The sequence below is a fragment of the Streptomyces sp. NRRL S-378 genome, from assembly GCF_000720645.1.
GTDB lineage: Bacteria > Actinomycetota > Actinomycetes > Streptomycetales > Streptomycetaceae > Streptomyces.
Genome location: NZ_JOBX01000062.1, coordinates 12,987 through 36,994, shown reverse-complemented (window position 1 = coordinate 36,994; position 24,008 = coordinate 12,987). Strand labels below are relative to the sequence as shown.

Annotated in this window: 20 protein-coding genes and 1 riboswitch; of the genes, 1 reads left to right on the top strand and 19 read right to left on the bottom strand. The window is 72.6% G+C overall.

What is annotated here, in order from left to right:
• From IH80_RS0131375 to IH80_RS0131360, 4 genes are all read right to left on the bottom strand, one after another.
• The coding region (locus IH80_RS0131375) for a sensor histidine kinase (protein ID WP_199819334.1) at positions 1-1,292 on the bottom strand (1,292 nt) is incomplete at its 3' end.
• A 241-nt stretch (positions 1,293-1,533) separates the two neighbouring features.
• Positions 1,534-2,775, bottom strand: coding sequence for an MBL fold metallo-hydrolase (locus IH80_RS0131370; protein WP_030964987.1), 1,242 nt, complete (start codon positions 2,773-2,775; stop codon positions 1,534-1,536).
• A gap of 112 nt (positions 2,776-2,887) precedes the next feature.
• Positions 2,888-3,673, bottom strand: a complete 786-nt coding sequence (locus IH80_RS0131365) for an SGNH/GDSL hydrolase family protein (RefSeq protein ID WP_030964986.1) — start codon at positions 3,671-3,673, stop codon at positions 2,888-2,890.
• Between the two features lie 163 nt (positions 3,674-3,836).
• Positions 3,837-4,835, bottom strand: coding sequence for a M23 family metallopeptidase (locus IH80_RS0131360; RefSeq protein WP_030964985.1), 999 nt, complete (start codon positions 4,833-4,835; stop codon positions 3,837-3,839).
• A gap of 4 nt (positions 4,836-4,839) precedes the next feature.
• A riboswitch (cyclic di-AMP (ydaO/yuaA leader) is annotated at positions 4,840-5,047 on the bottom strand.
• Positions 5,048-5,329: 282 nt separating this feature from the next.
• Here IH80_RS0131360 and IH80_RS0131355 point away from each other — a divergent pair.
• On the top strand, positions 5,330-6,121 hold the full coding sequence (locus tag IH80_RS0131355) for a tyrosine-protein phosphatase (protein ID WP_030964983.1): 792 nt from the start codon (positions 5,330-5,332) through the stop codon (positions 6,119-6,121).
• A 48-nt stretch (positions 6,122-6,169) separates the two neighbouring features.
• Here IH80_RS0131355 and IH80_RS0131350 read toward each other — a convergent pair whose 3' ends face one another.
• The 15 genes from IH80_RS0131350 to IH80_RS0131275 form a co-directional block, all read right to left on the bottom strand.
• A complete protein-coding gene (locus IH80_RS0131350; protein WP_030964982.1) occupies positions 6,170-7,576 on the bottom strand; it encodes an aspartate aminotransferase family protein in 1,407 nt (468 codons plus the stop codon).
• On the bottom strand, positions 7,573-8,604 hold the full coding sequence (gene hpnH / locus IH80_RS0131345) for an adenosyl-hopene transferase HpnH (protein ID WP_030964981.1): 1,032 nt from the start codon (positions 8,602-8,604) through the stop codon (positions 7,573-7,575). The genes IH80_RS0131350 and hpnH overlap by 4 nt, the downstream gene beginning before the upstream one ends.
• A 5-nt stretch (positions 8,605-8,609) precedes the next feature.
• Positions 8,610-9,287, bottom strand: a complete 678-nt coding sequence (locus IH80_RS0131340) for a 1-hydroxy-2-methyl-2-butenyl 4-diphosphate reductase (RefSeq protein WP_051810168.1) — start codon at positions 9,285-9,287, stop codon at positions 8,610-8,612.
• The gene (gene shc, locus IH80_RS0131335; RefSeq protein WP_234432445.1) at positions 9,287-11,506 is read right to left on the bottom strand and encodes a squalene--hopene cyclase; all 2,220 of its coding nucleotides are present in this window, start codon (positions 11,504-11,506) and stop codon (positions 9,287-9,289) included. The genes IH80_RS0131340 and shc overlap by 1 nt, the downstream gene beginning before the upstream one ends.
• 120 nt (positions 11,507-11,626) lie before the next feature.
• The gene (locus tag IH80_RS0131330) at positions 11,627-12,793 is read right to left on the bottom strand and encodes a polyprenyl synthetase family protein (RefSeq protein WP_199819333.1); all 1,167 of its coding nucleotides are present in this window, start codon (positions 12,791-12,793) and stop codon (positions 11,627-11,629) included.
• Positions 12,790-14,169: a hydroxysqualene dehydroxylase HpnE gene (gene hpnE / locus IH80_RS0131325; RefSeq protein WP_030964976.1), complete on the bottom strand. Its 1,380-nt coding sequence runs from the start codon at positions 14,167-14,169 to the stop codon at positions 12,790-12,792. The genes IH80_RS0131330 and hpnE overlap by 4 nt, the downstream gene beginning before the upstream one ends.
• 385 nt (positions 14,170-14,554) lie before the next feature.
• On the bottom strand, positions 14,555-15,535 hold the full coding sequence (gene hpnD / locus IH80_RS0131315; RefSeq protein ID WP_030964973.1) for a presqualene diphosphate synthase HpnD: 981 nt from the start codon (positions 15,533-15,535) through the stop codon (positions 14,555-14,557).
• On the bottom strand, positions 15,532-16,416 hold the full coding sequence (gene hpnC, locus IH80_RS0131310; RefSeq protein WP_030964972.1) for a squalene synthase HpnC: 885 nt from the start codon (positions 16,414-16,416) through the stop codon (positions 15,532-15,534). Before hpnC ends, hpnD begins: the two co-directional genes overlap by 4 nt.
• A gap of 433 nt (positions 16,417-16,849) precedes the next feature.
• On the bottom strand, positions 16,850-17,632 hold the full coding sequence (locus IH80_RS0131305) for an ABC transporter ATP-binding protein (RefSeq protein ID WP_030964970.1): 783 nt from the start codon (positions 17,630-17,632) through the stop codon (positions 16,850-16,852).
• Positions 17,625-18,554, bottom strand: coding sequence for an ABC transporter permease (locus IH80_RS0131300; RefSeq protein WP_030964969.1), 930 nt, complete (start codon positions 18,552-18,554; stop codon positions 17,625-17,627). Before IH80_RS0131300 ends, IH80_RS0131305 begins: the two co-directional genes overlap by 8 nt.
• Positions 18,555-18,648: 94 nt before the next feature.
• Positions 18,649-19,530, bottom strand: a complete 882-nt coding sequence (locus tag IH80_RS0131295) for a glycosyltransferase family 2 protein (RefSeq protein ID WP_030964968.1) — start codon at positions 19,528-19,530, stop codon at positions 18,649-18,651.
• 8 nt (positions 19,531-19,538) lie between these two features.
• Positions 19,539-20,318, bottom strand: coding sequence for a CDP-alcohol phosphatidyltransferase family protein (locus IH80_RS0131290; RefSeq protein WP_078906844.1), 780 nt, complete (start codon positions 20,316-20,318; stop codon positions 19,539-19,541).
• Positions 20,296-21,357, bottom strand: coding sequence for an iron-containing alcohol dehydrogenase family protein (locus IH80_RS0131285; protein WP_030964966.1), 1,062 nt, complete (start codon positions 21,355-21,357; stop codon positions 20,296-20,298). The genes IH80_RS0131290 and IH80_RS0131285 overlap by 23 nt, the downstream gene beginning before the upstream one ends.
• A complete protein-coding gene (locus IH80_RS0131280) occupies positions 21,345-22,097 on the bottom strand; it encodes a sugar phosphate nucleotidyltransferase (protein WP_030964965.1) in 753 nt (250 codons plus the stop codon). Before IH80_RS0131280 ends, IH80_RS0131285 begins: the two co-directional genes overlap by 13 nt.
• Complete coding sequence (locus IH80_RS0131275) at positions 22,094-23,881, bottom strand: DUF5941 domain-containing protein (protein ID WP_030964963.1); 1,788 nt, start codon at positions 23,879-23,881, stop codon at positions 22,094-22,096. Before IH80_RS0131275 ends, IH80_RS0131280 begins: the two co-directional genes overlap by 4 nt.
• Positions 23,882-24,008 lie beyond the last annotated feature (127 nt).

Genomic DNA, 24,008 nt, shown 5'->3' with positions numbered 1-24,008 from the left:
GGGATCGTGGGGGGCTCCGCCCGGCGGGGCGGCGGCATGCGCACCGGTTCCAGCGGCGGCGTCACCCGCGAGCCCCCGGCCGCGTCACCCGCGTCCGCCGCCCCCAGCAGTTCCTGCGGAAGCACCAGCACCGCGAGGACGCCGCCGTAGATGTTCGACTTGAGTTCGACGGCGATCCCGTGCCGGCGGGCCAGCGCCGAGACGACGTACAGGCCGATGCGCCCGTCCGCGAGCAGGGTCCGGACGCTCACCTGGTCGGGGTCCGCGAGCAGGGCGTTCATCCGGTGCTGCTCCTCGGCCGGCATGCCCAGTCCCCGGTCCTCCACCTCGACCGCGATCCCGGCGGTGACCCGCTCGGCGCGCAGCACCACATCGGTGTCGGGCGCGGAGAACACGGTGGCGTTCTCCACGAGTTCGGCCAGCAGGTGCACCACGTCGGCGACGGCGTGGCCGCGTACGCTGCCGCCCGCCGGCGGCACGACCTTGACCCTCGTGTACTGCTCGACCTCCGCGACCGAGGAGCGGAGCACCTCGCTCAGGTCGATCGGCCGGGTCCACTGGCGGCGGGAGGCCGCACCGCCCAGCACCGCGAGGTTCTCGGCGTGGCGGCGGATCCGGGTGGCCAGGTGGTCGACGTGGAAGAGGTCCCTGAGCAGGTCCGGGTCCTCGACCGTGTCCTCCAGGTCGTCCAGCAGCGAGATCTCGCGGTGGACCAGGGACTGGAGCCGGCGCGCGAGGTTGACGAAGACCTCGACCTTGCGCTCGCTGTCGGTCGGGGCGGCCGGCCCGGCCAGCCGTACGAGGGTGGTGTGGGCCTGCTCGCGGGCGCCGCGCAGTTCCTGGGAGAGCAGCCAGAACTCGTCCACGCCCGCCGGGTCGCCCCCGGTGAGCGGCGTGTTCGGCCCGCCCCGGACCGGCCGTTGCGGGGTCTCGCCCCGCTCCAGCCGGTCGGCGGCCGCCCGCAGTTCCTGGCGGCCCCGCACGCTGGAGCGGCGCAGCGCCTCGCACCGGTCCCGGACGGTCTTGGCCGCACGCTGCGCTCCGAGCAGTGCCGCGGCGAGGGCGCCGGCCGCGAGCAGGGCGCAGCCCGTGAGCACCGGCCAGAGCCGGGCGTCGCGGTCGCCGGCGCCGCCGCCGAGCTGGAGGGTGGAGATCACCGCGGCCGCGCCGCTGAGCGCCGCGGCCAGCGTGGGCAGGAGGGTGGCCCGTACCAGCTGGGGGCGTAACTGCCGGCCGGGACCGGTGACGGTGTGTCTCGACGTGGCGTGGCGTGCGGCGCGGAGTCCGGACATCGGCGTCCTCGGTACGTGGGGCCCGGCCCCCGGCGTTCCCGGGGCCCGTGTTGATCACCGAATACCCACGCTAGACCCCGCAATCCCGCCCCGGACCGCGAGTCGGCGAAGTTCACGGGGGTGCTTCCCGCTCCCGATGGAGCGCTCGCACAGCAGCCCGAATGCGCCGGTCGGGCCGCTGCGGCCGCGCGGTGGCGCCCCGGCGGCGGGGGCCGTCGGTGCGCTCTGCCCGGGCCGTTCGCTACGACCCGACGGACTCCGGCTTCTCCTGCCCGCTCACTGCCGTCGACGCCACGCGGGCCGCTGTCGCCGCTGCTCCGCCGGCCTCGTGCGGGGGCACGGCCGCGGGCCCGTCCACGGCTCCGCCCGCCCTCGCACCGGCCACGAACGGCCGCCACCACGGCTGGGCCGGCGCCCCCTCGGTCCCGGGCTCGAACGGCTGGCCCGGGATCGGCAGCGCGACGGCCGCTCCGGCCCCCTCGGCGGCGGCCAGGGTGCCCTCGCCCGGCTCGTCCCACGGGTGCAGGGCAAGGTTGAAGGTGCCCCAGTGGATCGGCAGCATCGTGCCGTGCGCGGTGCCGCCCTGGAGGTCGAGGTGGGCGCGCATGCCCTCCTCGGGGGTCATGTGGATGTCGGGCCAGTACTCCGAGTAGGCCCCGATCTGGATCATCGTGGCGTCGAAGGGCCCGTGCGCGGCGCCGATCTCCGCGAAGCCGGGGAAGTAGCCGGTGTCGCCGCTGTGGTAAATCCGGTGCCCGTCGCCCGCGACCACCCAGGAGGCCCACAGGGTGTGCTGCTGGTTGCGCAGGCCGCGGCCGCAGAAGTGCCGGGCGGGGGTCGCCGTCAGCGACAGGCCGCCGATCCGGGTGGTCTCGTTCCAGTCGAGCTCGCGCAGCCGGTCGGCCGCCACGCCCCAGCGTTCCAGGTGCGCGCCGACGCCGAGCGGGACGGCGAAGAGCGTGTCCGTACCGGCGAGCGCCTTGATCGTCGGCAGGTCGAGGTGGTCGTAGTGGTCGTGCGAGATGACCACGACGTCGACCTCGCCGAGCGCGGCCAGCGGGACCGGCACCGGGTGCAGCCGCTTGGGGCCGGCGAAGGGGAAGGGGGAGCAGCGCTCGCCCCACACCGGGTCGAACAGCACCCGGTGCCCGTCGATCTCCGCGAGGACGCTGGAGTGCCCCATCCAGGTCAGGCGCAGACCGCTCGTGGGCGGCTTCGCCAGGTCGGCGAGGGTGGTCGGGTGCACCGGGATCGCGGTCCCGGGGCTGCGCCGGACCCGCTGCTCACGGTGGAAGTAGACCTTCGCGAACTCGGTCATCGACCCCGAGGGCCTGTTCCGGGCCCCGACCGGGTTCTGGAAGACGCCGTCGGCGAAGTTCGGCGAGCGGCGGATCCGCTCCAGCCTGGCGCCGGACGGGTCCGCGCCGAAGGCTTCGGGCCGCAGGGCGCGCAGCCGCGGGCGGAGGGGACGGGAGCCGGTCAAAGCGCCTCCAGGGAGGGTGGGGTCGGTGCGGTCGTGTCGCTACGACCATCCCAACGCACACCGGCCCCGAAGGATTCCGCCCGTCCCTCCCGCCCGCCCCGTCGTCCGGCGGCTACAGCGGCAGCAGGTCCGGCCGCTTCGCCTCGACGTGGTCCCCGGAGGATTCGCCGCGCAGGCGGCGGCCGATCCAGGGCACCAGGTACTCACGGGCCCACTGGATGTTGTCGCGGGTCACGTCCACCGAGCCGCGCGGGCGCAGCTGCGGCCACGGCTGGTCGGGGTCGGCGGGCACGTCCAGGCCGAGGACCTGTGCGGCCCGCAGCGCGACGCGGGTGTGGCCCTCGGGTGAGAGGTGCAGCCGGTCCGCGTCCCAGGCGCGCCGGTCCTGTACGGACTTCAGCGACCAGAGGTCCAGCACGGGGCAGTCGTACCGGTCGGCGATGGCGCGCACGTGCGCGCTGTACGTCGCGACCTTGCCCCGGATGTGCTTGAGGACGGGCACGCCCCGGGTGTCGAACCCGGTGGTGATCATGACGTGGCCGACGGCTCCGGTGAGGTCGGCGACGGCCGCCTCGAAGCGTTCCGCCACGTCGTCCGGGTCGCTGCCGGGCCGGATGATGTCGTTGCCGCCCGCGCAGAAGGTGACCAGGTCGGGCGCGAGGGCCTTGGCTCTCGGCACCTGGTCGGCCACGATCTGGTCGAGGAGCTTCCCGCGCACGGCGAGATTCGCATAACGGAAGTCGTGCTCTTCGCGCTGATCGGCCAGGAGCACGGCGAGCCGGTCCGCCCAGCCGAGAAAGGAATCTCCGGGCCCCGGGTCCCCCACGCCCTCTGTGAAGCTGTCCCCGATCGCCGCGTACGAGCCGATGGTCTTGAGTTTCGTCGTCGTCGCTGCCACGAGAACCCATCCTTCACTCCCGTGAGCAACCTACGCCAACGTAATGAGGGGTTGACGGGCCGTGATCTGTACCACGCGGGATGTAAGGAATAAGTACACATGGGGGCCGGGCCCCCCTCGGGTCCCGGCCCCACGCGTGTCGGTGCTCCGTCGGCGGGTGCCGTCAGAGGGAGGCGCCCTTCGAGCGGAGGTAGGCGATCGGGTCCATGTCCGAGCCGTAGGACGGGCTCGTACGGATCTCGAAGTGCAGGTGCGGGCCGGTCGAATTGCCGGTGGAGCCGGAGAGGCCGATGCTCTGGCCGGCGGTGACGCTCTGGCCGGAGGAGACGGAGAGCTGGGACAGGTGGGCGTACTGGGAGTACTTGCCGTCCGCGTGCCGGATGACGACCTCGTTGCCGTACGCGCCGCTCCAGCCCGCGGAGACCACGGTGCCCGCGCCGACCGCCTTGACGCCGGTGCCCATGGGGGCGATGAAGTCGACGCCCGTGTGGTAGCCGGAGGACCACATGGCGCCGGCGACCTTGTACTGGGTGGAGACGCCACCGCTGACCGGGGCGACGAATCCGGAGGCGGCGGCCGGCCGGGCGGCCGGGGCCTCGGCCTGGGCCTCGGGGGCGGCGTCCCGCTGCGCCCGCGGTGCGGCGGCCTGCCCGGCCGCCTCGGACTCGGCCTTGGGGGCGGTCTTCGGGGCGGCCTTGGGGGCGGTCTTCGGGGCGGCCTTGGGGGCGGCCTCGGGGGCGGTCCGCGGGGCGGGGACGGTGTCGACCGGGGCGGCCTCGCCACGACCGCCGAGGGTCAGTTTCAGGCCGGGGTGGATCAGTGACGGGTCGCTCCCGACCGCCTCGCGGTTCTGCTCGTACAGCCGCTGCCAGCCGCCGTCCAGGCGGTGCTCCGCGGCGATCACCGAGAGGCAGTCGCCCGGGACGACCGTGTAGACGGCCGGTGCGGCCTGCACGGCGGCCGCGGGGGCGGCCTGGAGCGCGGCGGGGACCTGCTGGGCCACGGCAGGTGCGACGGCGGGCGCCGTCTGCGCGCCGGCCGCGTGGGCGCCGGCGGCGACCGTCAGCGGCAGGGCGAGGGCCGCGCCACCGGTGCCTGCGACCGCGAATCCGCGGGAAGAGAAAAGGGACTTGGGACGGCGGTGCTTACCCTTTGCAGGCATGGCGCATTCCTCTCCGGTGCCTGCGAGGTGAGCTGTCGGGTTCGGACTGGAGATGTCCGGCCGCACATGTACGGGACATGAACGGCTTCACCCCGAGCTGCACCGGAGAAAAGATCTCCGGCACAGCGGCTTACCTGGTTCCCCCGCTCCTGCCGCGCGAAATGGTTCGGTTGCGGTTTCCGGGCGGCGGCAGGATTCGGCGATCCACCCGGATCGATCGCGAAGGTAATCCCTTGCGGGCACGCCGAACAAGCCGCTAATTCCCTGACGGATTCACAGGTATGAGGGTGCGCCGGAATTCCGGTCACCCTCCGTCCATTCCGCCGCGCCAACAGCCGCCCGGGCCGGGCCATTCGGCTTTGACGATCAGGCACTCACGGTCACCGTATGATCTGGCTCACGGGGACGTGCCCGATCTCGCCTCCGGATATGGCAAGTTGGCGCCAAGTAGCTCAATTCGGACAGAGACCCCACGAGAAGGCGGAGGAGTTCCCGTGACCCAGCACATACAGGAGCCGGAGCTGGCCGGAGTGCGCAATTTCCGCGATGTGGGCGGATTGCCGACTTCTGATGGCCGAAGGGTCGCGACGGGACTACTGTTCCGAAGCGGACATCTCGCACATGCCACCGAAACCGATGCAGAATTCCTCGCCTCGCTCGGCCTCCACACCATCTTCGACTTCCGCAACGGCGCCGACCACGCCCTGGAGGGGCCGGACGTCGAGCTGCCCGGCGTACGGAACGTCAACATCCCGCTGTCGGACCCGGCGGACGGCCGGGAGTTCTGGCGGCTGGTCCGCGACGGCGACCTCGACCAGCTCCGCTCGATCCTGGGCGACGGCAAGGCGGCGGCCCGGATGGCGAACTCCTACCGGGGGATCATCCGCACCCGCACCGCCGAGCACAGCCGGGTGGTCCACGCCCTCGCCGAGGACAGCGTGCCCGCCCTCATGCACTGCGCGGCCGGCAAGGACCGGGCCGGCCTCTCCGTCGCCGTCACCCTGCTCGCGCTGGGCGTCGAGCGGGAGGCGATCGTGGCGGACTACCTGGAGTCCAACGCCCCGCACCGCCGGTACCGGGTGCGCCGCAGCTCCGCCTCGGCCGAGGCCCGCTCGCCCGAGGTGATGGAACTGCTCGCGCCGCTCTTCGACGCCCGCGCCGAATACCTGATCGCCGCCTTCGACACCATCGACGACGTCTGGGGCGGGGTGGAGCGCTACCTGGCGGAGGGCCTCGGGCTGGCGCCCGGGACCCTCGACCGGCTCCGCGACCGGCTGCTGGTCTGATCCGGGAAGACCGGCAGGGGCCGCGGGCCGCAGGGCGGGCGCAGGCCGTCAGCGTGCCGCGACGGCCTGCTTCACCAGCGTCCTGCCGAAGTCCCACATCAGCCCGGACCCGCCGTGGGCGTCGTCCATGACCTCGCGGAAGGCGCCGACGAACCGGTCCACGTCCCGCTCGTCCAGGACCAGCGGCGGAATCAGCTTGATCACCTCCAGATGGTCCCCGGAGACCTGGGTGAGGATCCGGTGCTTCTGCAGCAGCGGCACCACGACCATCTGCGCGAAGAGGCCCTTGCGGGCCGCCTGCAGCATCGTCCACCGGCTGCGCAGCCGCAGTGAGGAGGGCCGGCCGAACTCGATGCCGATCATCAGGCCGCGCCCGCGCACCTCGTGCAGCAGCTCGTACTCGTCCACCAGGGCCGCGAGCCGCCCGCGCAGCAGGTCGCCCGTGGCCCGCGCGCGGGCCACGAGCTGCTCGTCCTCCATGACGGACAGCACCGCCAGCCCGGCCGCCATCGCCTGCGCGTTGGACCCGAAGCTCGCGGAGTGCACGAGCACCCGGTCCATGGACGAATAGACCTTCTTGAAGATCCAGTCCCTGCCCAGGGTCGCGCCGACCGGGACGTAGCCGCCGGACAGCGCCTTGGCCACGCACACCAGGTCGGGCTCCACCCCCGGCTCGTTCTGGTACGCGTAGAAGTCACCGGTACGTCCCAGGCCGGTCTGCACCTCGTCCGCGATCAGCAGCGCCTTGTGCCGGTGCAGCAGTTCCTGCGCGGCGAGCAGGAACCCGGGCGGGGCGGCGAGGACCCCCTTGCCCTGGATCGGCTCCACGACGAAGGCGGCGACGTCGCCGCGCTCCAGCTCCCGCTCCAGGGCGGCCAGGTCGCCCAGCGCGACCCTGGTGTCGGGCAGCAGCGGCGCGAAGCCGTCCCGGAACCCGCCCTCGCCGTTCACCGAGAGGGAGCCGGCGGTCAGCCCGTGGAAGGCGTGGTCGCAGTAGAGGATCCTGGGCCGTCCGGTGGCGTACCGGGCGAACTTCAGGGCCGTCTCCACCGCCTCGGTGCCGCTGTTGCCGAAGAAGACCCGGTCCAGGTGCGGGCTGTACGACAGGAGCTTCTCGGCCAGCAGCCCGGGCAGCGGCTGGCAGTCGAAGCGGGTGAGGTCGGCGAGCTGGGCGTCCAGCACGTCGTGCAGGGCCCGGCGGACCACGGGGTGGTGCCGGCCCAGGCCCATCACCCCGAATCCGGCGAGCATGTCGAGGTAGTCGTTGCCCTCGGCGTCCCAGAAGTGGGCTCCCTCGGCCCGCTCGTAGACCTTGTCGAAGCCGATGGTGCGCAGCATCCGGGGCAGTTGGTGGTTGAGGTGGCGGGCGTGCAGCTCGTACCGCTCCGTCCCGCGCGCGGCGAGCAGGGCGCGGAGGTCGAAACCGCCGTCCCGGCCCTCTTCCGCCGGACTCATGCCGACCTGTCCCGGTTGCCGCCGACCGTCTCCCGGGCGGCGCGCAGGGATTCCTTCAGGGAGCCCATGGTGGCGAGGACCGCGGTGGGCTCGTAGCCGCAGTGCGCCATGCAGTTCGCGCAGCGCGGGTCCTTCCCACGGCCGTACTTGTTCCAGTCGGTCTCTTCCACGAGTTCCCGGTACGTCGGCACGTAGCCGTCGCTCATCAGATAGCAGGGGCGCTGCCAGCCGAAGAGGGAGTAATTCGGAATGGCCCAGGCCGTGCAGGGGAAGTCGGCCTTCCCTTCCAGGAAGTCGAGGAAGAGCGGGGAGTGGTTGAGCCGCCAGCGGCGCCGGTTGCCGCCCGCGAAAGCCTTCCTGAAGAGTTCGCGGGTCTGGTCGACACCGAGGAAATGTTCCTGGTCCGGTGCCTTTTCGTAGGCGTAGGCGGGCGAGATCATCATTTCGTCCACCTGCAGCTCGTCATTGAGGAAGTTGAGCACCTCGATGACCGTCTGCGGGGTGTCGGTGTTGAAGAAGGTGGAGTTCGTCGTCACCCGGAATCCCCGCCGCTTCGCCTCCTTGATGGCCTCGACCGCCTCGTCGAAGACGCCCTCCTTGGCCACCGACTCGTCGTGGCGCTCGCGCAGGCCGTCGATGTGCACCGCGAAGGCGAAGTACGGGGAGGGGGTGAACTTCTCGATCTTCTTGCGCAGCAGCAGCGCGTTGGTGCACAGGAACACGTACTTCCGCCGGGCCACCAATTGCCGCACGATCTCGTGGATCTGCGGGTGCATCAAGGGCTCCCCGCCCGCGATGGACACCATCGGCGCACCGGACTCCAGCACGGCCCCGACCGCCTGGGCGACCGGCATGCGCTGCTTGAGCACGCCCGCAGGGTGCTGGATCTTCCCGCAGCCCTCGCAGGCCAGGTTGCACGCGTAGAGCGGCTCCAGCTCCACGATCAGCGGGAACTTCTCACGCTTGCGGAGCTTCTGTTCGAGCAGATAGGTCCCGACCCTGATGGTCTGGCGCAGCGGCATGGCCATCTGGCTCACCTCCTGGGGAGCAGCGAAGAACGGTGCCATTCGTAAAACGCGGGCAGTACGGCACGCAGGACACGGAAGGCCGATATTCCCCCGCGCACCGTGCCGATTCGGACGAGCTCGTGCTCCGGAGCGTCCACGATCACCCGGACGGCCGCAACAGGGCGTTCCGGGTGATCGCGGACCGCGGTCCGCAGGGTCGCCGCGGACTCCATGTCGACCGCGACGGCGCCCGTGGCGCGCAACTGCGCGCGCTCCTGGCCGCGGACGACGTGGTCGGACCCGGTCAGCGGGCCGATGTGCACGGTCCGGCCGGGGACGGCCCGGGCCAGCGCCTCGGCGAGCAGCGCGGTCCCGGTGCAGGGGACGCTCCCCCGCGGGTCGCGGGTCTCCTCCGCGACGACGAGGTCACCGGGGCTCATGCCGGGGACGAGCCCGGCGCAGAACCCGGTGGCGAGGATGGCGGCCCGGTCCGTGCCGGGCCCGTCCAGGGCCCGGCGGACGGCCCGTTCGGCCGCGCGCGGGCCCATCCCGGTGCGCAGGAGGGTGTACGCCCCTCCGTCCGCGTCCGTGCCGCGCTGGGAGCCGCGCCCCGTGCTGCGCAGCGCCACCTGCTCGATGCGCAGGGCGCAGGCGACCAGCAGCGGGCCGCCCCGCGCGGGGCGGTCCCCTGCGTCGGGGGACATCAGTGGCCCCCGACGGGTGAGCCCGCCCGGGCGGACGGTTCCCCGTACAGGTAGCGGCCGAGCGCGGTCAGCGGGAACACCTGCCGGTACAGGTGGTAGTTGATGGAGAAGTCCCAGGGGAAGCCGGTGCCGGTGAAGTACGGCTCGTCCCAGGAGCCGTCCTCGTGCTGGGTCCGGACGAGATGGGCGACGCCGCGTTCGACCGCCTTGCCGTCGCGTTCCCCGGCCGCCAGGAGGGCCATCAGGGCCCACGCGGTCTGCGAGGCGGTGGAGGCGCCCTTGCCGGCCCACGACCGGTCCTGGTAGGAGCGCTGGTCCTCCCCCCAGCCGCCGTCCTCGTTCTGTACGGATTCCAGCCAGCGCACGGCCCGCCGGACCGCGGGGTGCTCCGGTGCGATGCCGGCCGCGGTGAGGGCGGGCACCACCGAGCCGGTGCCGTAGACGTAGTTGGTGCCCCAGCGGCCGAACCAGCTCCCGTCCGGCTCCTGTGCGGCGAGCAGCCAGGCGATGCCGCGCCGGGTCCGGGCGTCGCCCGCCCGGCCCTCGAAGGCGAGCATCTCCACCACGTGGGCGGTGACGTCGGCCGACGGCGGGTCGATGACCTCGCCGAAGTCGCAGAAGGGGAGTCTGTTGGGGAAGGGGCTGGTGTTGTCGGCGTCGAAGGCGCCCCACGCGCCGTCCTTCGACTGCATGCCGAGGTTCCAGGACACTCCGCGGGCGATGGCCGCGTCGACCCGGACCGGGTCCGGGTGCCTGATCCGGCGCAGGGCGAGGACGACCTCGGCGGTGTCGTCGATGTCGGGGTAGGTGTCGTTGTGGAACTCGAACGCCCAGCCTCCCGGTGCCAGGCCGGGCCGGCGCACCGCCCAGTCCCCGGTGCGCGTGATCTCCTCGCCGAGCATCCAGTCCGCGGCCCGTACGAGCGCCGGATGGTCGGGGCGCACGCCCGCGTCGGCCAGGGCGATCGCGGCGAGGCAGGTGTCCCACACCGGGGACTGGCAGGCCTCGATCATCCGGGCGCCGTCCTCGCGCCGCACCGCGAACCGGTCCAGGGACTCCAGCCCCGCGCGCATCACCGGGTGCCCGAGGTCGTAGCCGAGCAGGTGCAGCGCGATGACGGAGTAGACGGCGGGCGGCTGGATCCCTCCCCAGCAGCCGTCGTTCTCCTGGCGCTCGACGATCCAGCGGGCGGCGGTGTCCATGGCCGCCTTGCGCAGCCGCCGCGGGGCGAACCGCCGGTAGACGTGCAGGGCCCTGTCCATCCGCTGGAAGGCGCCGTCCCAACTGGTCAGCGGTGCCATGCGGGTGGTGGGGTACGGATTGCGCGCGTCGGTGTGGAGCTCGTCGAGGGCGAAGGGGGCCGGGCGGACGGGGCGCAGCGCGGACACCACGGTGAGCGGGACGATGGTCTGGCGGGCCCAGCAGCCGAAGTCGTAGATGTTCAGGGGCACCCAGGGCGGCAGGAACAACAGCTCGGGCGGGAGTTCGGGCAGGTGGTCCCAGCTCCACCAGCCGAAGAGGGCGAGCCAGATCCGGGTGAAGACGCGGGCGGCTGCGATCCCGCCGTTGGCCCGGATCCAGGCCGAGGCGCGGCTCATGTGCGGGGCGTCCGGCGGGTCCCCGGCGAGGCGCAGCGCGACGTACGCCTCGATGGTGGCGGACAGTTCGGGCGGTCCGCCGTGGAAAGTGGCCCAGGTGCCGTCCTCGCGCTGCTCGCCGCGGATGAACAGGGCGGCCGCGTACGTGGTGGCCTCGTCCCGGATGCCGAGGAACTGCCGCAGCAGGAGGTCCTCGGCGTCCATGGTGACGTTGGTCTCCAGGTCGCCCTTCCACCAGCCCGCGGGATCCTGGCGCTCCAGGAGGTGCCGGGTCGCGCGCGCGGTGGCCTCGTACACCTCCTTCGGGCTGCCGTCCGGCGGCGGGGGCAGGTCCGCCGCGGTCCGTCGCGTGCCGGGTTCGCCCGGTTGCCGGTAGGTGGCCGGCGGGCCGGGCTGCCGGACCGGCCCGGGCGGCGCGGCGACCCGCTCGGTGACCGCGACCGGTACGAAGGGTCCTGCGCCGGCCGAGGTTCCGGGTCGGACAGCGGGGTCGGGCGGGCTCGCGAGCCCGTACTCGGTCCGCGGGGCGGCCGCCCCGGCGGGGCCGGGCGGCGGGGCGCCCGGGGTGGATTCGCTGCCGGCGCCGGCGCTCTCCGCGCTGCCGTCGGTCGTCGCTGTCATGGCTTCCCCTTAGAACAGTGTCCTGTGCTGCGCTGGGGTCCGCCGTCGGCCGGTGCGCGCCACGCTCAGGTGGCGGCGCCGGCCGGCGACTCGCGATTCATATCCGCTGTCGGGTGGCGGTCACCTCTTGCGTACGACGACGAAGTCGGCGAGGTCCACGAGCTGTTCGCGCACCCGCTGCGGCATGTCGACGTCGTCCAGGGCCCGGATCGCGACGGCGTGCTGGCGGCGCGCCTCGTCCGCGGTCCACTGCCGGCCGCCGGCCTCCTCGATGAGGGCCGCGCGGGCCGCGAACTCCTCCTCGGAGAAGTTCTCGAAGTCACTGCTCTTGGCGTCGGCGGCGAGCAGTTCGGCGAGCCGCTCGGAGGCCGGGCCGCCGGCGGCGAGGGCGGCGACCACCGGGAGGGACTTCTTGCGCTGGCGCAGGTCGCTCCAGGTCTGCTTGCCGGTGGACTCCGGGTCGCCCCAGATGCCGAGGAGGTCGTCGACGGCCTGGAAGGCGAGGCCGAGGTGGTAGCCGTACTCCTCCAGCTTGTCGGCCGTACGGTCGTCCGCGCCGCCGAGCACGGCGCCGATGGAGACGGCGCAGGCGAGCAGGGCCCCGGTCTTGTTGCCCTCCATCTCCAGGCACTCCTCGACGCTGACGCGCTCGCGGTGCTCGTAGGAGATGTCCTGCGCCTGGCCGTCGATGAGCTTGCGGCTGGCGGTGGTCAGGCGGCGCGTGGCGCGGCCCGCCTCGACGGTGCCGAGTTCCAGCAGGACCTCGTTGGCGAGGGCGAAGAGGGCGTCGCCGACCAGGATGGCGAGGGCGGGTCCGTGGACCTTCCAGACGGTGTCGCGGTGGCGGCGCTGTTCGTCGCCGTCCATCAGGTCGTCGTGGAGCAGCGAGAAGTTGTGCACGAGTTCCACGGCGACGGCGCCGGGGATGCCGACCTCCGGTGCGGCGCCCGCGGCCTCGGCGGAGAGCAGGGCGAGGGCGGGGCGCACGGCCTTGCCGCCGTCGCCGTCGGCGGCGTTGCCCTGGGCGTCGATCCAGCCGAAGTGGTAGGCGGCGACGGTGTCCATGGGTGCGGCGAGCCGGTCGACGGCCGCGCGGAGCGCGGGGGTCGACATCGTCCTGCCGCGTTCCAGGAGGGCGACGGTGTCCGCCTTCTCCACGCCCCTTCCGGCTGCGCCCACACTGGCATCCGTGTTCTCGACAGCCGGGTTCCCCGGGTTCACTGGCTCTCCTCTTGTTCCATTACGTGCTGTGCTCGTGGTGCTGGTGGTGCCGGTGGTGGTCGTCATGCCGCCTCCTGCAGAGGGTGTTCGCGGTGGCGGCCGAGCGCGGTGAGGGCGGCCTGAGCCGCGCTCAGTCCGCTCCGGACGGCGCCCTCCATGGTCGCGGGCCAACCCGTGGCAGTCCACGCACCGGCCAGGTAGAGGCCCGGCGTGTCGGTCCGCGCCCCGGGGCGCAGCCGGCCGACGCCGGGGGTGGGTGCGAAGGTCGCCGTCCGCTCCCGGGTGACGAAGAAGTCCCGTACCTTGGCCCCGCGCGCGGCGGGCAGCAGCCGCTCCAGCTCGGGAAGGTACTTGGCGCGCAGCACCGAGACGGGCTCGTCGATGTCGTCCTGGGCGGCGGACTGGGACAGCGCCAGGTACTGGCCGCCGTCGGGGAGTCCGGAGGAGTCGGTGCGGTCGAAGACCCACTGCACCGGGGATCCGAGTGCGGCGAAGAAGGGCTGCTTGAGCACCTTGCGGTCGTAGACGACGTGGACGTTCAGGATCGGTGCGGTGCCGATGTCGAGGAGCTTGTCAGGGTCGGCGAGGGCGCCGGCGGGCAGCAGCCCGTGCGCCTCGCGCTGCGGTACGGCGAGGACGACGGTGCCCGCCTCGAGCGACTCCTGCTCGGTGTCGACCCGCCAGACCCCTTCGGGGGTGCGGGTGACGGCGGTGACGCGGGTGCGCAGTTCGGTCCGTACCCCGGCCGCGTCGAGCTGCTTGCGGGCGAGGGTGTCGTGCAGGTCGCCGAGCGGCACGTGGGCCCAGCCGATGTCGGCCGCGCTCTTCTCGGAGAGCAGGCCGGTCTTGAAGACCATGGCGGCCAGGCCGAGCGAGGAATGCGCGGCGGTGGCGTTGAGGGTGGCGATGCCGACGAGGTCCCACAGAGCCTCGATGGTGCGGGCGGACTGTCCGTAGCGGCCGAGCCATGTGGCGAAGTCCAGGCCGTCCAGTGCCGGGTCCGCCGGGTCGAGGCGGCGCAGGGCGAGGGCGGCGCGGGCGACGCTCACGCGCTCGGCGAGGGACATGTGCGGGTAGCGGGCCAGGGCTCCGGCGAGGTGCAGGGGCACGGGCAGGCCGCCGCGGCGCAGCCGTCCCAGGCGCGGCCCGCGGGGGTGGGCGACGTCGAGGACGGGTACGTCGAGCCGGTCCTGGAGCGGGGCGAGGGCGGCGCCGTCGACGCGGTCGAGGAACCACCGGTAGGCGGTGCAGCAGCGCAGGTAGACGTGCTGGCCGTTGTCGACGTTGAGGTCGCCGCGCTTGAAGGAGAAGGCGAGTCCGCCGAGACGGGGGCGGCCTTCGAGCAGGGTGACCCGGAGTCCGGCGTCGGCGAGTTCGAGGGCGGTCGTGACCCCTGCGAGTCCGCCGCCCACGACGACGGCGTGCTGGTCGGTGCCGGTCATGCGCCCTCCCCCGTGGTGCGCTCGCCCTCCGGGCCGGTGCCCCGGGCGGGCAGGCCCGCACCGCTCGCGGCGTACCGCGCGGTCCGGCCGCGGTCCGCGGGGAGAGACGCGCCCGCCGCCGGCATGGTTGCCCGGGCCGGCGCACGGTCGGGGCGGCGCGCCGGGGTCGTACGCCGGAGGCCGCCGACGCACACCGGGTGGGCACTCGGTGGCGTCCCGGGAGCGCCCTGCGCGGCAGCGGCCCCGCCCGTGGTGTGCGGGGCCTTGCACGCAGCCGGGCGTGTGCCCTGCGGGCCGGCCGGGAACGGTGCCTGGAGGTGCCGGCGGCCGGTGCCGGGCCGCCGTCGGACGGCGGCGCGCGGCGGGACCGCCTTCGTCCGGATCGTCACATCCGCCTCCGGACGGCCTGGCGGGTGACGGTGCGGGCGTCGAGGCCGGACAGGCCGCGCACGGCGACGTACGCCTTCTCGTGCGGCGGCAGCGAGACACGGCCGCGCAGGACCGCCTCCGGCTCCCGCTCGATGCGGTCGAGGAGGCGCCGGTAGATGCCGGCCATGGCGGCCACGCAGGCGCCGCTGCGCCGGTCGAGCATCGGCAGCAACCGGTAGCCCTCGGCGAACAGGGCCCGGGCGCGCCGGACTTCGTGGTGGACCAGCCCGGCGAAGTCGGCTCCGGCGGGCAGCCGGCCGGCCTGGAAACCTTCCGAGCAGCCGAACTTGGCGAGGTCCTCGGCGGGGAGGTAGGTGCGTCCGTTGCCCGCGTCCTCGCGAACGTCGCGGAGGATGTTGGTGAGTTGCAGGGCGAGGCCGAGGGTGTCGGCGTATTCGGCGGCGCGCGCGGCCTCGGGCGTGCCTCGGCCCGGCGCGTTCACCGTGCCGAAGACGCCGAGGGAGAGCCGTCCGATGGCGCCTGCCACGCAGCGGCAGTAGACCTTGAGGTCGTCCCAGGTCTCGTAGGTCTGGCCGCGGACGTCCATCAGCACGCCGTCGATGAGTTCGTCGAGGCCGCCGAGCGGGATCGGGAAGCGGCGGGCGGCGTGCGCCAGCGCGACGGCGACCGGGTCGGTGTCGTCCTCGTCGACCTCGCCGGCCCGGATCCGTACGAGGACGGCCCGGGTCTCCTCCAGGCGCGCGAGCTTGGCCCCGGCGGGCAGCGTGCCGTCGCCGATGTCGTCGACACGGCGGGAGAAGGCGTAGAGCGCGGACATCGCATGGCGCTTGTCGGTGGGCAGCAGCCGGATTCCGTACGCGAAGTTGCGCGCCTGCGCGCCGGTGACGGCCTCGCAGTAGCTGTAGGCCGCCGAGACCGGTGCGGACATCGCAGTCTGTGCGGACGCGTGTGTGGGGCCCTCCACGGTCGGGCTCACCTCTTTCTCGGCGCTGTGCGCAGGACGGCGGCAACCTCGCGGAACAGGCCGCTCTTGGTGGGTTTGGGCGGGCCGGGGAGTACGTCGAAGCCCGCGGCGGTGACGGCTCGCAGGGCGGCGCGCCCCCCTCCCACGAAGCCCGCGAGCAGCAGCCGGAGCCTGCCGTGCACGCTACCCACGAGCGGGATGCCTGCATCCAGCAACGCGCGTGCGCGCTCGGACTCGAATGCGACCAGGGCGCGCACGGAGGCGCCGGCGGTCGGGGCCGCCAGGTCGGCCTCGGACACGTGGAAGCGCCGCATGTCCTCGGCGGGCAGGTAGATCCGGTCGCGGCCCAGGTCCTCGGCGACGTCCTGGACGTGCTCGACGATCTGCAGGGCGGTGCAGACGGCGTCGGAGAGCCGGATCCGCTCGGGCGTGCTGGTGCCGGTGAGGGACAGCACGAGGCGGCCGACCGGGTTGGCGGACAGCTCGCAGTACGCGACGAGGTCCCCGTAGGTCTCGTAGCGCCTGACCCGCTGGTCCTGCCGGTTGGCCTCGATGAGTCCGAGGAAGGGCTCGGGGGTCAGGCCGTGGGCGCCGACCACGGGCCGCAGGGCGAGCAGCAGCGGGTGGCGCGGGGGGCCGTCCACGGACCCGAACACGCGCAGCAGATCGGTCTCGAGGGCGTCGAGCATGGCGAGCCGGTCGTCCACCGCGGCCGGGTCGAGGCCGAGGAGCACGGCGTCGTGCCCGCCGGGGGCGAGGTCGCCGTCGCCGATGTCGTCGACGAGGCGGGCGTAGCCGTAGACGGCCGTCAGCCCGTCACGCCAGGCGCGGGGCAGGAAGGCGGGGGCGACGGGGAAGTTCTCCGCCGTCGCCTTGTCGAGGGTGGCGCTCACATGGACGGTGTCGGACGGGGGTCGGGTGCCGTGCCCCGGGTTCACCGCCCGCCGCCCGGGGCGGGGACGGCCGCCGTCCCTGGGGGCCGGAGAATTCCCGTAGCCATTGCCGTCACGTCTCCCGTTCTACACTGCCGACCCAATACATCCTATTTCGGACACGCCGCCGGGGTTTTCCCGGGGCTGCCCCAGGGCCGTTCACCTGCGGGGAATCGTCCCCTCTTGCTGCGATTCAGGACCGCATCAGCTTACGCTGTACAACGCCGCGGAGGCCGCTGGGGTATTCGCTGCGCCACCGAATGTCGCCACCCCGCACGAGAAAGCGCACGCGGCGTATTTGCGGGCGCACGCCCAAGGCCCCCGCCGCGCTGAGCGGCAGGGGCCTTCAGGGGAAGCGGAACGGACGCGGCGGCGGCGCCGCGCGAGCCGGAGGTCAGCCGTTGGTGGCCTTCTCGTAGGCCGAGACGACTTCCTCGGTGGGCCCGTCCATCAGGAGTTCGCCCTTCTCCAGCCACAGCACCCGGTCGCACGTGTCCCGGATGGACTTGTTGTTGTGGCTGACGAGGAAGACCGTGCCGGCCTTCTCCCGGAGTTCCTTGATTCGGTTCTCCGAACGCACCTGGAAGGCGCGGTCACCGGTGGCCAGGGCCTCGTCGATCATCAGGACGTCGTGGTCCTTGGCCGCCGCGATGGAGAAGCGCAGTCGGGCCGCCATGCCGGAGGAGTAGGTGCGCATCGGCAGGGAGATGAAATCGCCCTTCTCGTTGATGCCCGAGAAGTCGACGATGCTCTGGTAGCGCTGCTTGATCTGCTCGCGGCTCATCCCCATCGCGAGACCGCCGAGGACGATGTTGCGCTCACCGGTGAGGTCGTTCATCAGCGCGGCGTTCACGCCCAGCAGCGAGGGCTGGCCGTCGGTGTAGACCTTGCCCTCCTCGCAGGGCAGCAGGCCGGCGATGGCGCGCAGCAGGGTGGACTTGCCGGAGCCGTTGGAGCCGATGAGGCCGATGGCCTCGCCGCGGTACGCGGTGAAGGAGACCCCGCGTACCGCGTGGACCCGGCGGACGCCCGGGGCATCGCCCTTCCTCCGGCGCACGATCTTGCTGAGCGCGGCGGTGGCCGCGCCCTTGCCGCTGCTGCCGGTGTTGACGCGGTAGACGATGTGGACGCCGTCCGCGATCACGGTGGGGACACGCCCCTGGGTGTTGTCAGCCACGGCCGTAACGCTCCTCAGACTTCCAGAAGTACACGAAGCCGCCGAGGCCGATCACCGCTGCCCAGCCCACGGCGAAGGCCCACACGTGCGGGGGCAGGTTGCTCGCGCCGTAGTCGTCGATCAGGGCGAACCGGATCAGGTCCATGTAGATCGCCACCGGGTTCCACAGCAGCACGTCGCTGATCCACTGCGGCTGGTCCTTGAGGTAGACCGCGATCGGGAACATGACGCCGGAGGCGTACATCCAGGTGCGCATCACGAACGGCATCAGCTGCGCGAGGTCGGGGGTCTTGGAACCCATCCGCGCGAAGATCATGGCGAGGCCGGTGTTGAAGACGAACTGCAGGGCCAGGGTCGGGATGACCAGCAGCCAGGACAGCCGCGGGTAGTTGCCGAACGCCACGGCGATCACGAAGACGACGATCATCGAGTACAGCAGCTGCTGGAGCTGCTGGAGCGAGAACGACACCGGCAGGGAGGCGCGCGGGAAGTGCAGCGCGCGCACCAGCCCGAGGTTCCCCGAGATCGCCCGGACGCCGGCCATCACGGAGCTCTGCGTGAAGGTGAAGACGAAGATGCCCATCATCAGGAAGGGGACGTAGACGCCCTTGGGCATCTCCCGGCCCGCACCGAGGATCAGGCCGAAGATCAGCCAGTAGACGGCCGCGTTGAGCAGCGGGGTGGCCACCTGCCAGACCTGGCCGAGCTTCGCCTGGCTGTACTGCGCGACGAGCTTGGCCCGGGAGAACGCCATGATGAAGTGGCGCCGGCCCCAGAGCTGCCGCACGTACTCGCCCAGACCGGGCCGGGCGCCGCTGACCGAGAGGCCGTACTTCCTGGCCAGCTCCGCGGCGCTGAGCCCCGCGTCGGCGGACGGCGGCCTGCTCGTGGCGAGGGCGCCGTCGTGGGTTGTGTCACTCACAAGTTGAAACTTTCGTCTTCAAGATGCGGCCAGGTGGGCATCAGGCTGGTGGCTCGAAGCCCGTGATCGCGTCATGTTCCCAGACGCGGGCTGGTCAGATGACAGGAGGTCGGCCCAGGCGGGTCAACCGCCAGACCGTGCGCCATCTCATCGGGCGGCGCGGTCCGCAAGGAGTGGTCCATCCCTCGCGGAACCCGCCGAACCAGGCCTTGAGCGCGGGTCCCGAGGGCTTCCGTACGAGCGTCAGCAGGAGCCAGACGCCCAGGTAGACCGGTACCAGCGGTGCGGGCAGGTTGCGGCGGGCGAGCCACACCCGGTTACGGGCCACCATACGGTGGTAGACCGCGTGCCGGGAGGGGGCAGTCGTCGGGTGCAGCAGCACCATGTCCGCTCGGTAGTCGATCAGCCACCCTGCGTCGAGCGCGCGCCAGGCCAGATCGGTCTCCTCGTGAGCGTAGAAGAACTCCCCCGGAAGGGCGCCGACCTGCTCGAACACCGTCGTGCGGACGGCGTTCGCGCCACCCAGGAAGGTGGTCACGCGCGAGGACCGCATCGGGTCCGAGGCCCGCAGCCGCGGCACGTGGCGGCGCTGGGTCTGCCCGGTGTCCGGATCGGCGATCCGGAAGCTGATGATCCCGAGCGCGGGGTCCTCGGCGAAGGCCCGCCGGCAGAGCTCGGCGGTGTCGGTGCGCTCCAGCAGTCCGTCGTCGTCGAGGAAGAGCAGCGCGTCCACGTCGCGGCCGCCCGGGCCGAAGGCCTCGATGCCGACGTTGCGGCCGCCCGGGATGCCCAGGTTCTCCGGCAGGTCGACGGAGCGGACCCCCGGCGGCAGGTCGGCCACCTCGGCGACCCGTACGCCCTGTCCGACGACGACGACCTCGATCGGGTCGCCGTCCTGGCGGGCCACCGAGTCCAGGAGCGCCTTGAGCTCGTCGGGCCGGTTGCCCATGGTGATGATCACGGCGCCCAGCCGCATCGGGGCGGTCACTTGAGCCTGCTGGAGGCGAGGATGGACACCAGGTGCAGCACGGTCTGGAGCATCGCGATGGCCGCGAGCACGGCGACGCCGACGCGGGACCAGTACAGGTCTCCGCGCATCTGGTCCAGGACGGCCAGCACCAGGATGAGCAGCGAGGCCTCGATGCCGAGGATCAGCCGGTGGAACTTGAGCGCGGCGGCGGCCCGGCGGGCGAGCGCCATGCCCTTCGCGCGCGGCTCGGCCGCCGCGTCCTTGACCACGGGCTTCCCGGCCTGGTGGCGGGCGACGCCGACCAGGTCGGTCTCGGCCTTGATCAGGATGGCGCCGAGCGCGGCGAGAGTGCCCAGGAAGGCCCACAGCCAGTCGGCCCCGCCGGTGCCCCACAGATCGGCGGCGCGCAGGCCGAAGCCGACCAGGACCGCCGCGTCGCACAGGTAGGCGCCGACCCGGTCCAGGTAGACCCCGGAGAGCGAGTACTGCTTCTTCCAGCGGGCGACCTCGCCGTCGACGCAGTCGAGCAGCAGGTACATCTGGACCGCGACCACGCCGAGGACGGCGCCCGGGATGCCCGGCACCAGCAGGGCGGGAAGGGCGAGGACGCCGGCGAGGGTCATCAGGTAGGTCAGCTGGTTGGGCGTGACCTTGGTGGTGACCAGGAGGCGGGTGATGCGCAGGGAGATCTCGCGCATGTAGAGGCGCCCGCCCCAGTGCTCGCCGCTGACCCGGTCCTTCACGCCCGCGGGGTGAACGACGGGCCGGAGTTCAGCTACGGATGGTCTTGGCATAGTCGGCGTAAGCGTCCCTGATCTCGGCGGCGGACAGGTTGAGGTGCTCCAGGATCGTGAAGCGTCCCGGACGGGTCTGGGGGGCGTACTCGACGGCCGCGACGAACTCGTCGACGCTGAAGCCGATCTCCTCCGGCGCGACCGGCAGGTCGTGCCGGCGCAGCACCTCGACGAAGTGGCCGGAGGCGTCCGCCGCCCCGCGCAGGTGCATCGCGAAGGCCGCGCCGATGCCGACCTGCTCGCCGTGGAGCGCGGAGCGCCCCGGGTAGAGCAGGTCGAAGGCGTGGCTGATCTCGTGGCAGGCGCCGGACGACGGCCGGGAGTCCCCGCTGATCGACATGGCGATGCCGGAGAGCACGAGCGCCTCGGAGAGCACGGTGAGGAACTCGTCGTCGCCGCAGCCGCCCGGGTGGCGCAGTACGGACTCGCCCGCAGTGCGGGCCATGGCGGCGGCCAGGCCGTCGACGGGCTCGCCGGTGGTCCGGTGCGAGAGCTCCCAGTCGGCGATCGCCGAGATGTTGGAGATCGCGTCGCCGATGCCGGCGCGGATGAACCGCACCGGGGCGTCCTTGATGACGTCGAGGTCGATCACCATGGCGATCGGGGTGGGGACGCCGTAGGAGCCGCGGCCGTTGTCGTTGTCCAGGATGGACACCGGCGAGCAGATGCCGTCGTGCGAGAGGTTGGTGGCGACGGCCACCATGGGCAGCCCGACCCGCGCCGCGGCGTACTTGGCCACGTCGATGATCTTGCCGCCGCCCAGGCCCACGACGGCGTCGTAGCGGCGGCCCTTTATGTCGTCGGCCAGCTTGACCGCGGAGTCGATGGTGCCGTCGACGACGGCGTACCAGTCGGCGTGCGGGAGCACGGGCTCCAGCCTGGCGCGCAGCGCCACGCCGGAGCCCCCGCTGATCGCGATGGCGAGCTTGCCGGAGGCGGAGATCCGCTGGTCGGCCAGGACACTGGCCAGGTCGTCCATCGCCCCGCGACTGATGTCGACGACGACGGGCGAGGGGATGAGCCTCGTCAGTACTGGCATGCGATCGTCCGGCCCTTGGCGAGGTCGTCGTGGTTGTCGATCTCGACCCACTTGACGTCGCCGATGGGGGCCACATCGACCACGAAGCCGTCGTTGACGAGCTGCTGGTAGCCGTCCTCGTAGTAGAGGTCCGGGTCGCGCTCGAAGGTGGTCTTCAGTGCCTCGGCCAGGGCCTCGGCTGCCTCGGCCTCGATCAGCGTGACGCCGATGTACTCGCCGGTGGCCTCGGCGGGGTCCATCAGCTTGGTGATCTTGCGGACGCCCTGGTCCCCGTCGACGACGACCTTCATCTCCTCGTCGGCCAGGCTCTTGACCGTGTCGAGGGCGAGGATGATCTTCTGGCCGTTGCCGCGGGCGGCGAGGAGGGTCTCCTCGACGGAGACCGGGTGGACGGTGTCGCCGTTGGCGAGGATCACACCGCGCTTGATGACCTCACGGGCGCACCACAGGGAGTAGGCGTTGTTCCACTCCTCGGCCTTGTCATTGTCGATCAGCGTGATCTTCAGCCCGTACTTGGCCTCCAGCGCGGCCTGGCGCGCGTAGACGGCCTCCTTGCGGTAGCCGACGACGATCGCGACCTCGGTGAGACCGACCGCGGCGAAGTTGCCGAGGGTCAGGTCCAGGACCGTCAGGCTCTCCTCGTCACCCTCGGGACCGACGGGCACGAGGGCCTTGGGCAGGGTGTCGGTGTAAGGGCGCAGGCGGCGTCCCGCACCGGCAGCGAGGACAAGGCCGATCATGCTGGTTCTCCTTCGTCATGTACGGCGGGTGCCCCGGAGGAGACCCAGAAGCGGATGCTCTCCACGAGCACCACGAGTGCCACGAACACGGCCAGGGCCGTGAGCGCGACGGGGAAGTCCGATGCGCGGTCCACGAGGACGGCGGCGAGGACCGTGGTCAGCAGGACCCGGCCCTCGTGGCCGCCGATGGTCCGCACCAGCCAGTGCGGGGGCGCGCCGGTGCCACCGCGAATGCGGTACACCGTGTCGTAGTGATGGTAGGCGACCGCCGCGATCAGGCCGAATGCCGCCGGGAGGGCCCCGGGGACGTCCGCCTTGGCGGCGAGGGCGAGGACCGTCACGTACTCGGCCGCACGGAACAGCGGCGGGATCAGCCAGTCGAGCGCGCCCTTGAGGGGGGCGGCGACGGCGAGCCCGGCCGTCATGGCGTAGATCACGGCGACGGCGATCAGCCGCGGGTCGCCGAAGGGGAGGTAGACGGCGGCGCCGGCCATCAGCACGGTGCCGAGGGCGGCGACGTGGACGGAGCCGAAGCTTGCGGCCCGGCCGCGCAGCAGCCGGGCCTGCAGCTCGGCGAGCGGGCCGGAGTCGGCGAGGTCGGCGAGCGCCTGGGCGGCGCGGTCGGTGCGCCGGGCCTTGCGGGTCAGGGACCGCAGGACGCGGCCCGCGGTGGTGTAGAGGGCACCGAAGGCACAGCCGACGATCAGGGCGTAGAAGACGATCCGGGGGGTGGTGAAGGCGGTCAGGAGCGCGATCATCGCCCAGCGCTCACCGATCGGCAGGATGATCATCCGGCGGACCCAGACCGTCCAGCCGACGCTGTCGAGCCGGTCAGAGAGGGCGGCCGTCGGGCTGGTGTTTGCGGTGGCGTCGTGGTTGGCCTCGTTGAAGGAGAAGTCCACGACGTGCCGGCAGGTCATCAGGATCATCGCGCCGAGGGCCAGGCCCCAGACGTCGTCCCCGTTCCGGGCCGCGCCGAGCGCGAGGCCGGCGTAGAAGGAGTACTCCTTCGCCCGGTCGAAGGTCGCGTCGAGCCAGGCGCCCATCGTCGAGTACTGCAGGGAGTAGCGGGCGAGCTGCCCGTCGGTGCAGTCCAGGACGAAGGAGACGATCAGCAGGACGCCGGCCGCGACGTAGCCCCAGCGGTCGCCGGTGGCCGCGCAGCCCGCCGCGATCAGCGCGGTGATCAGCGAGGCGGTGGTGACCTGGTTCGGGGTGAGGCCTCGCCGCGCGCACCAGCGGGCGATGTAGCGCGAGTACGGGCTGATGCAGAAGGTGGTGAAGAACCCGTCGCGGGACTTCACGGCGGAGCGCAGCCGCACGGCCTCCTCGTCCACGGCGGCGACGGCGGCGGAGGCCGCCGCGCGCTCGTCCGCGTCGGCGGGGACGGCGGCGACCAGGCTGCCGAGCTCGGGCCTCTGCACGGTGGTGCCGGTGGCCTCGACGGCGGCGGCGAGCCGGTCGGCGTAGGGGCCGGACCCGGGGGCGCCCTCGGTGGCGACGGCCTTGTCGAGGGCCTCGCGGGCACCCGCCTGTACGGAGAGGGCGCCGGTGACGGCGCAGGCGTCGAAGCGCGGGTCGGTCAGGGCGAGCCGCAGCGCGTGCACGTGCCCGACGAAAGCGGTGTCCACGACGGCCACCCGCTGGTCGGCGGGTACGCCGGCCAGTACGGAGGCGGCGTCCTGGGGACCGGCGGCCGGGCGGACCTCGAAGCCGAGGGAGCGGAGCTCGTCCGCGAGCGGCGATCCGGGGACCGGCAGGCCGGTGAGGATGACGGTCGGCAGGCGAACTCACTCCTTGTAACGGATTCCGAACGGGCGCGCCCGTGGGGCGGCGGCACGTCGGCAGAGGCTATCGGATGAAGGGAAGCAGGGGTTCATCACCCGTTCACGCCCCGATAAGCCGAATATC

Excerpts from the sequence above, each read along its gene's own strand:
- IH80_RS0131295 (WP_030964968.1), bottom strand. The coding sequence starts at position 19,530 with ATGCGGCTGGGCGCCGTGATCATCACCATGGGCAACCGGCCCGACGAG.
- hpnE (WP_030964976.1), bottom strand. The coding sequence starts at position 14,169 with ATGACCGGCACCGACCAGCACGCCGTCGTCGTGGGCGGCGGACTCGCA.
- hpnH (WP_030964981.1), bottom strand. The coding sequence starts at position 8,604 with ATGGCCATGCCGCTGCGCCAGACCATCAGGGTCGGGACCTATCTGCTC.
- IH80_RS0131280 (WP_030964965.1), bottom strand. The coding sequence starts at position 22,097 with ATGATCGGCCTTGTCCTCGCTGCCGGTGCGGGACGCCGCCTGCGCCCT.
- IH80_RS0131360 (WP_030964985.1), bottom strand. The coding sequence starts at position 4,835 with ATGCCTGCAAAGGGTAAGCACCGCCGTCCCAAGTCCCTTTTCTCTTCC.
- IH80_RS0131290 (WP_078906844.1), bottom strand. The coding sequence starts at position 20,318 with ATGCCAAGACCATCCGTAGCTGAACTCCGGCCCGTCGTTCACCCCGCG.
- shc (WP_234432445.1), bottom strand. The coding sequence starts at position 11,506 with ATGACAGCGACGACCGACGGCAGCGCGGAGAGCGCCGGCGCCGGCAGC.
- IH80_RS0131285 (WP_030964966.1), bottom strand. The coding sequence starts at position 21,357 with ATGCCAGTACTGACGAGGCTCATCCCCTCGCCCGTCGTCGTCGACATC.
- IH80_RS0131330 (WP_199819333.1), bottom strand. The coding sequence starts at position 12,793 with ATGACGACCACCACCGGCACCACCAGCACCACGAGCACAGCACGTAAT.
- IH80_RS0131340 (WP_051810168.1), bottom strand. The coding sequence starts at position 9,287 with ATGTCCCCCGACGCAGGGGACCGCCCCGCGCGGGGCGGCCCGCTGCTG.
- IH80_RS0131350 (WP_030964982.1), bottom strand. The coding sequence starts at position 7,576 with ATGAGTCCGGCGGAAGAGGGCCGGGACGGCGGTTTCGACCTCCGCGCC.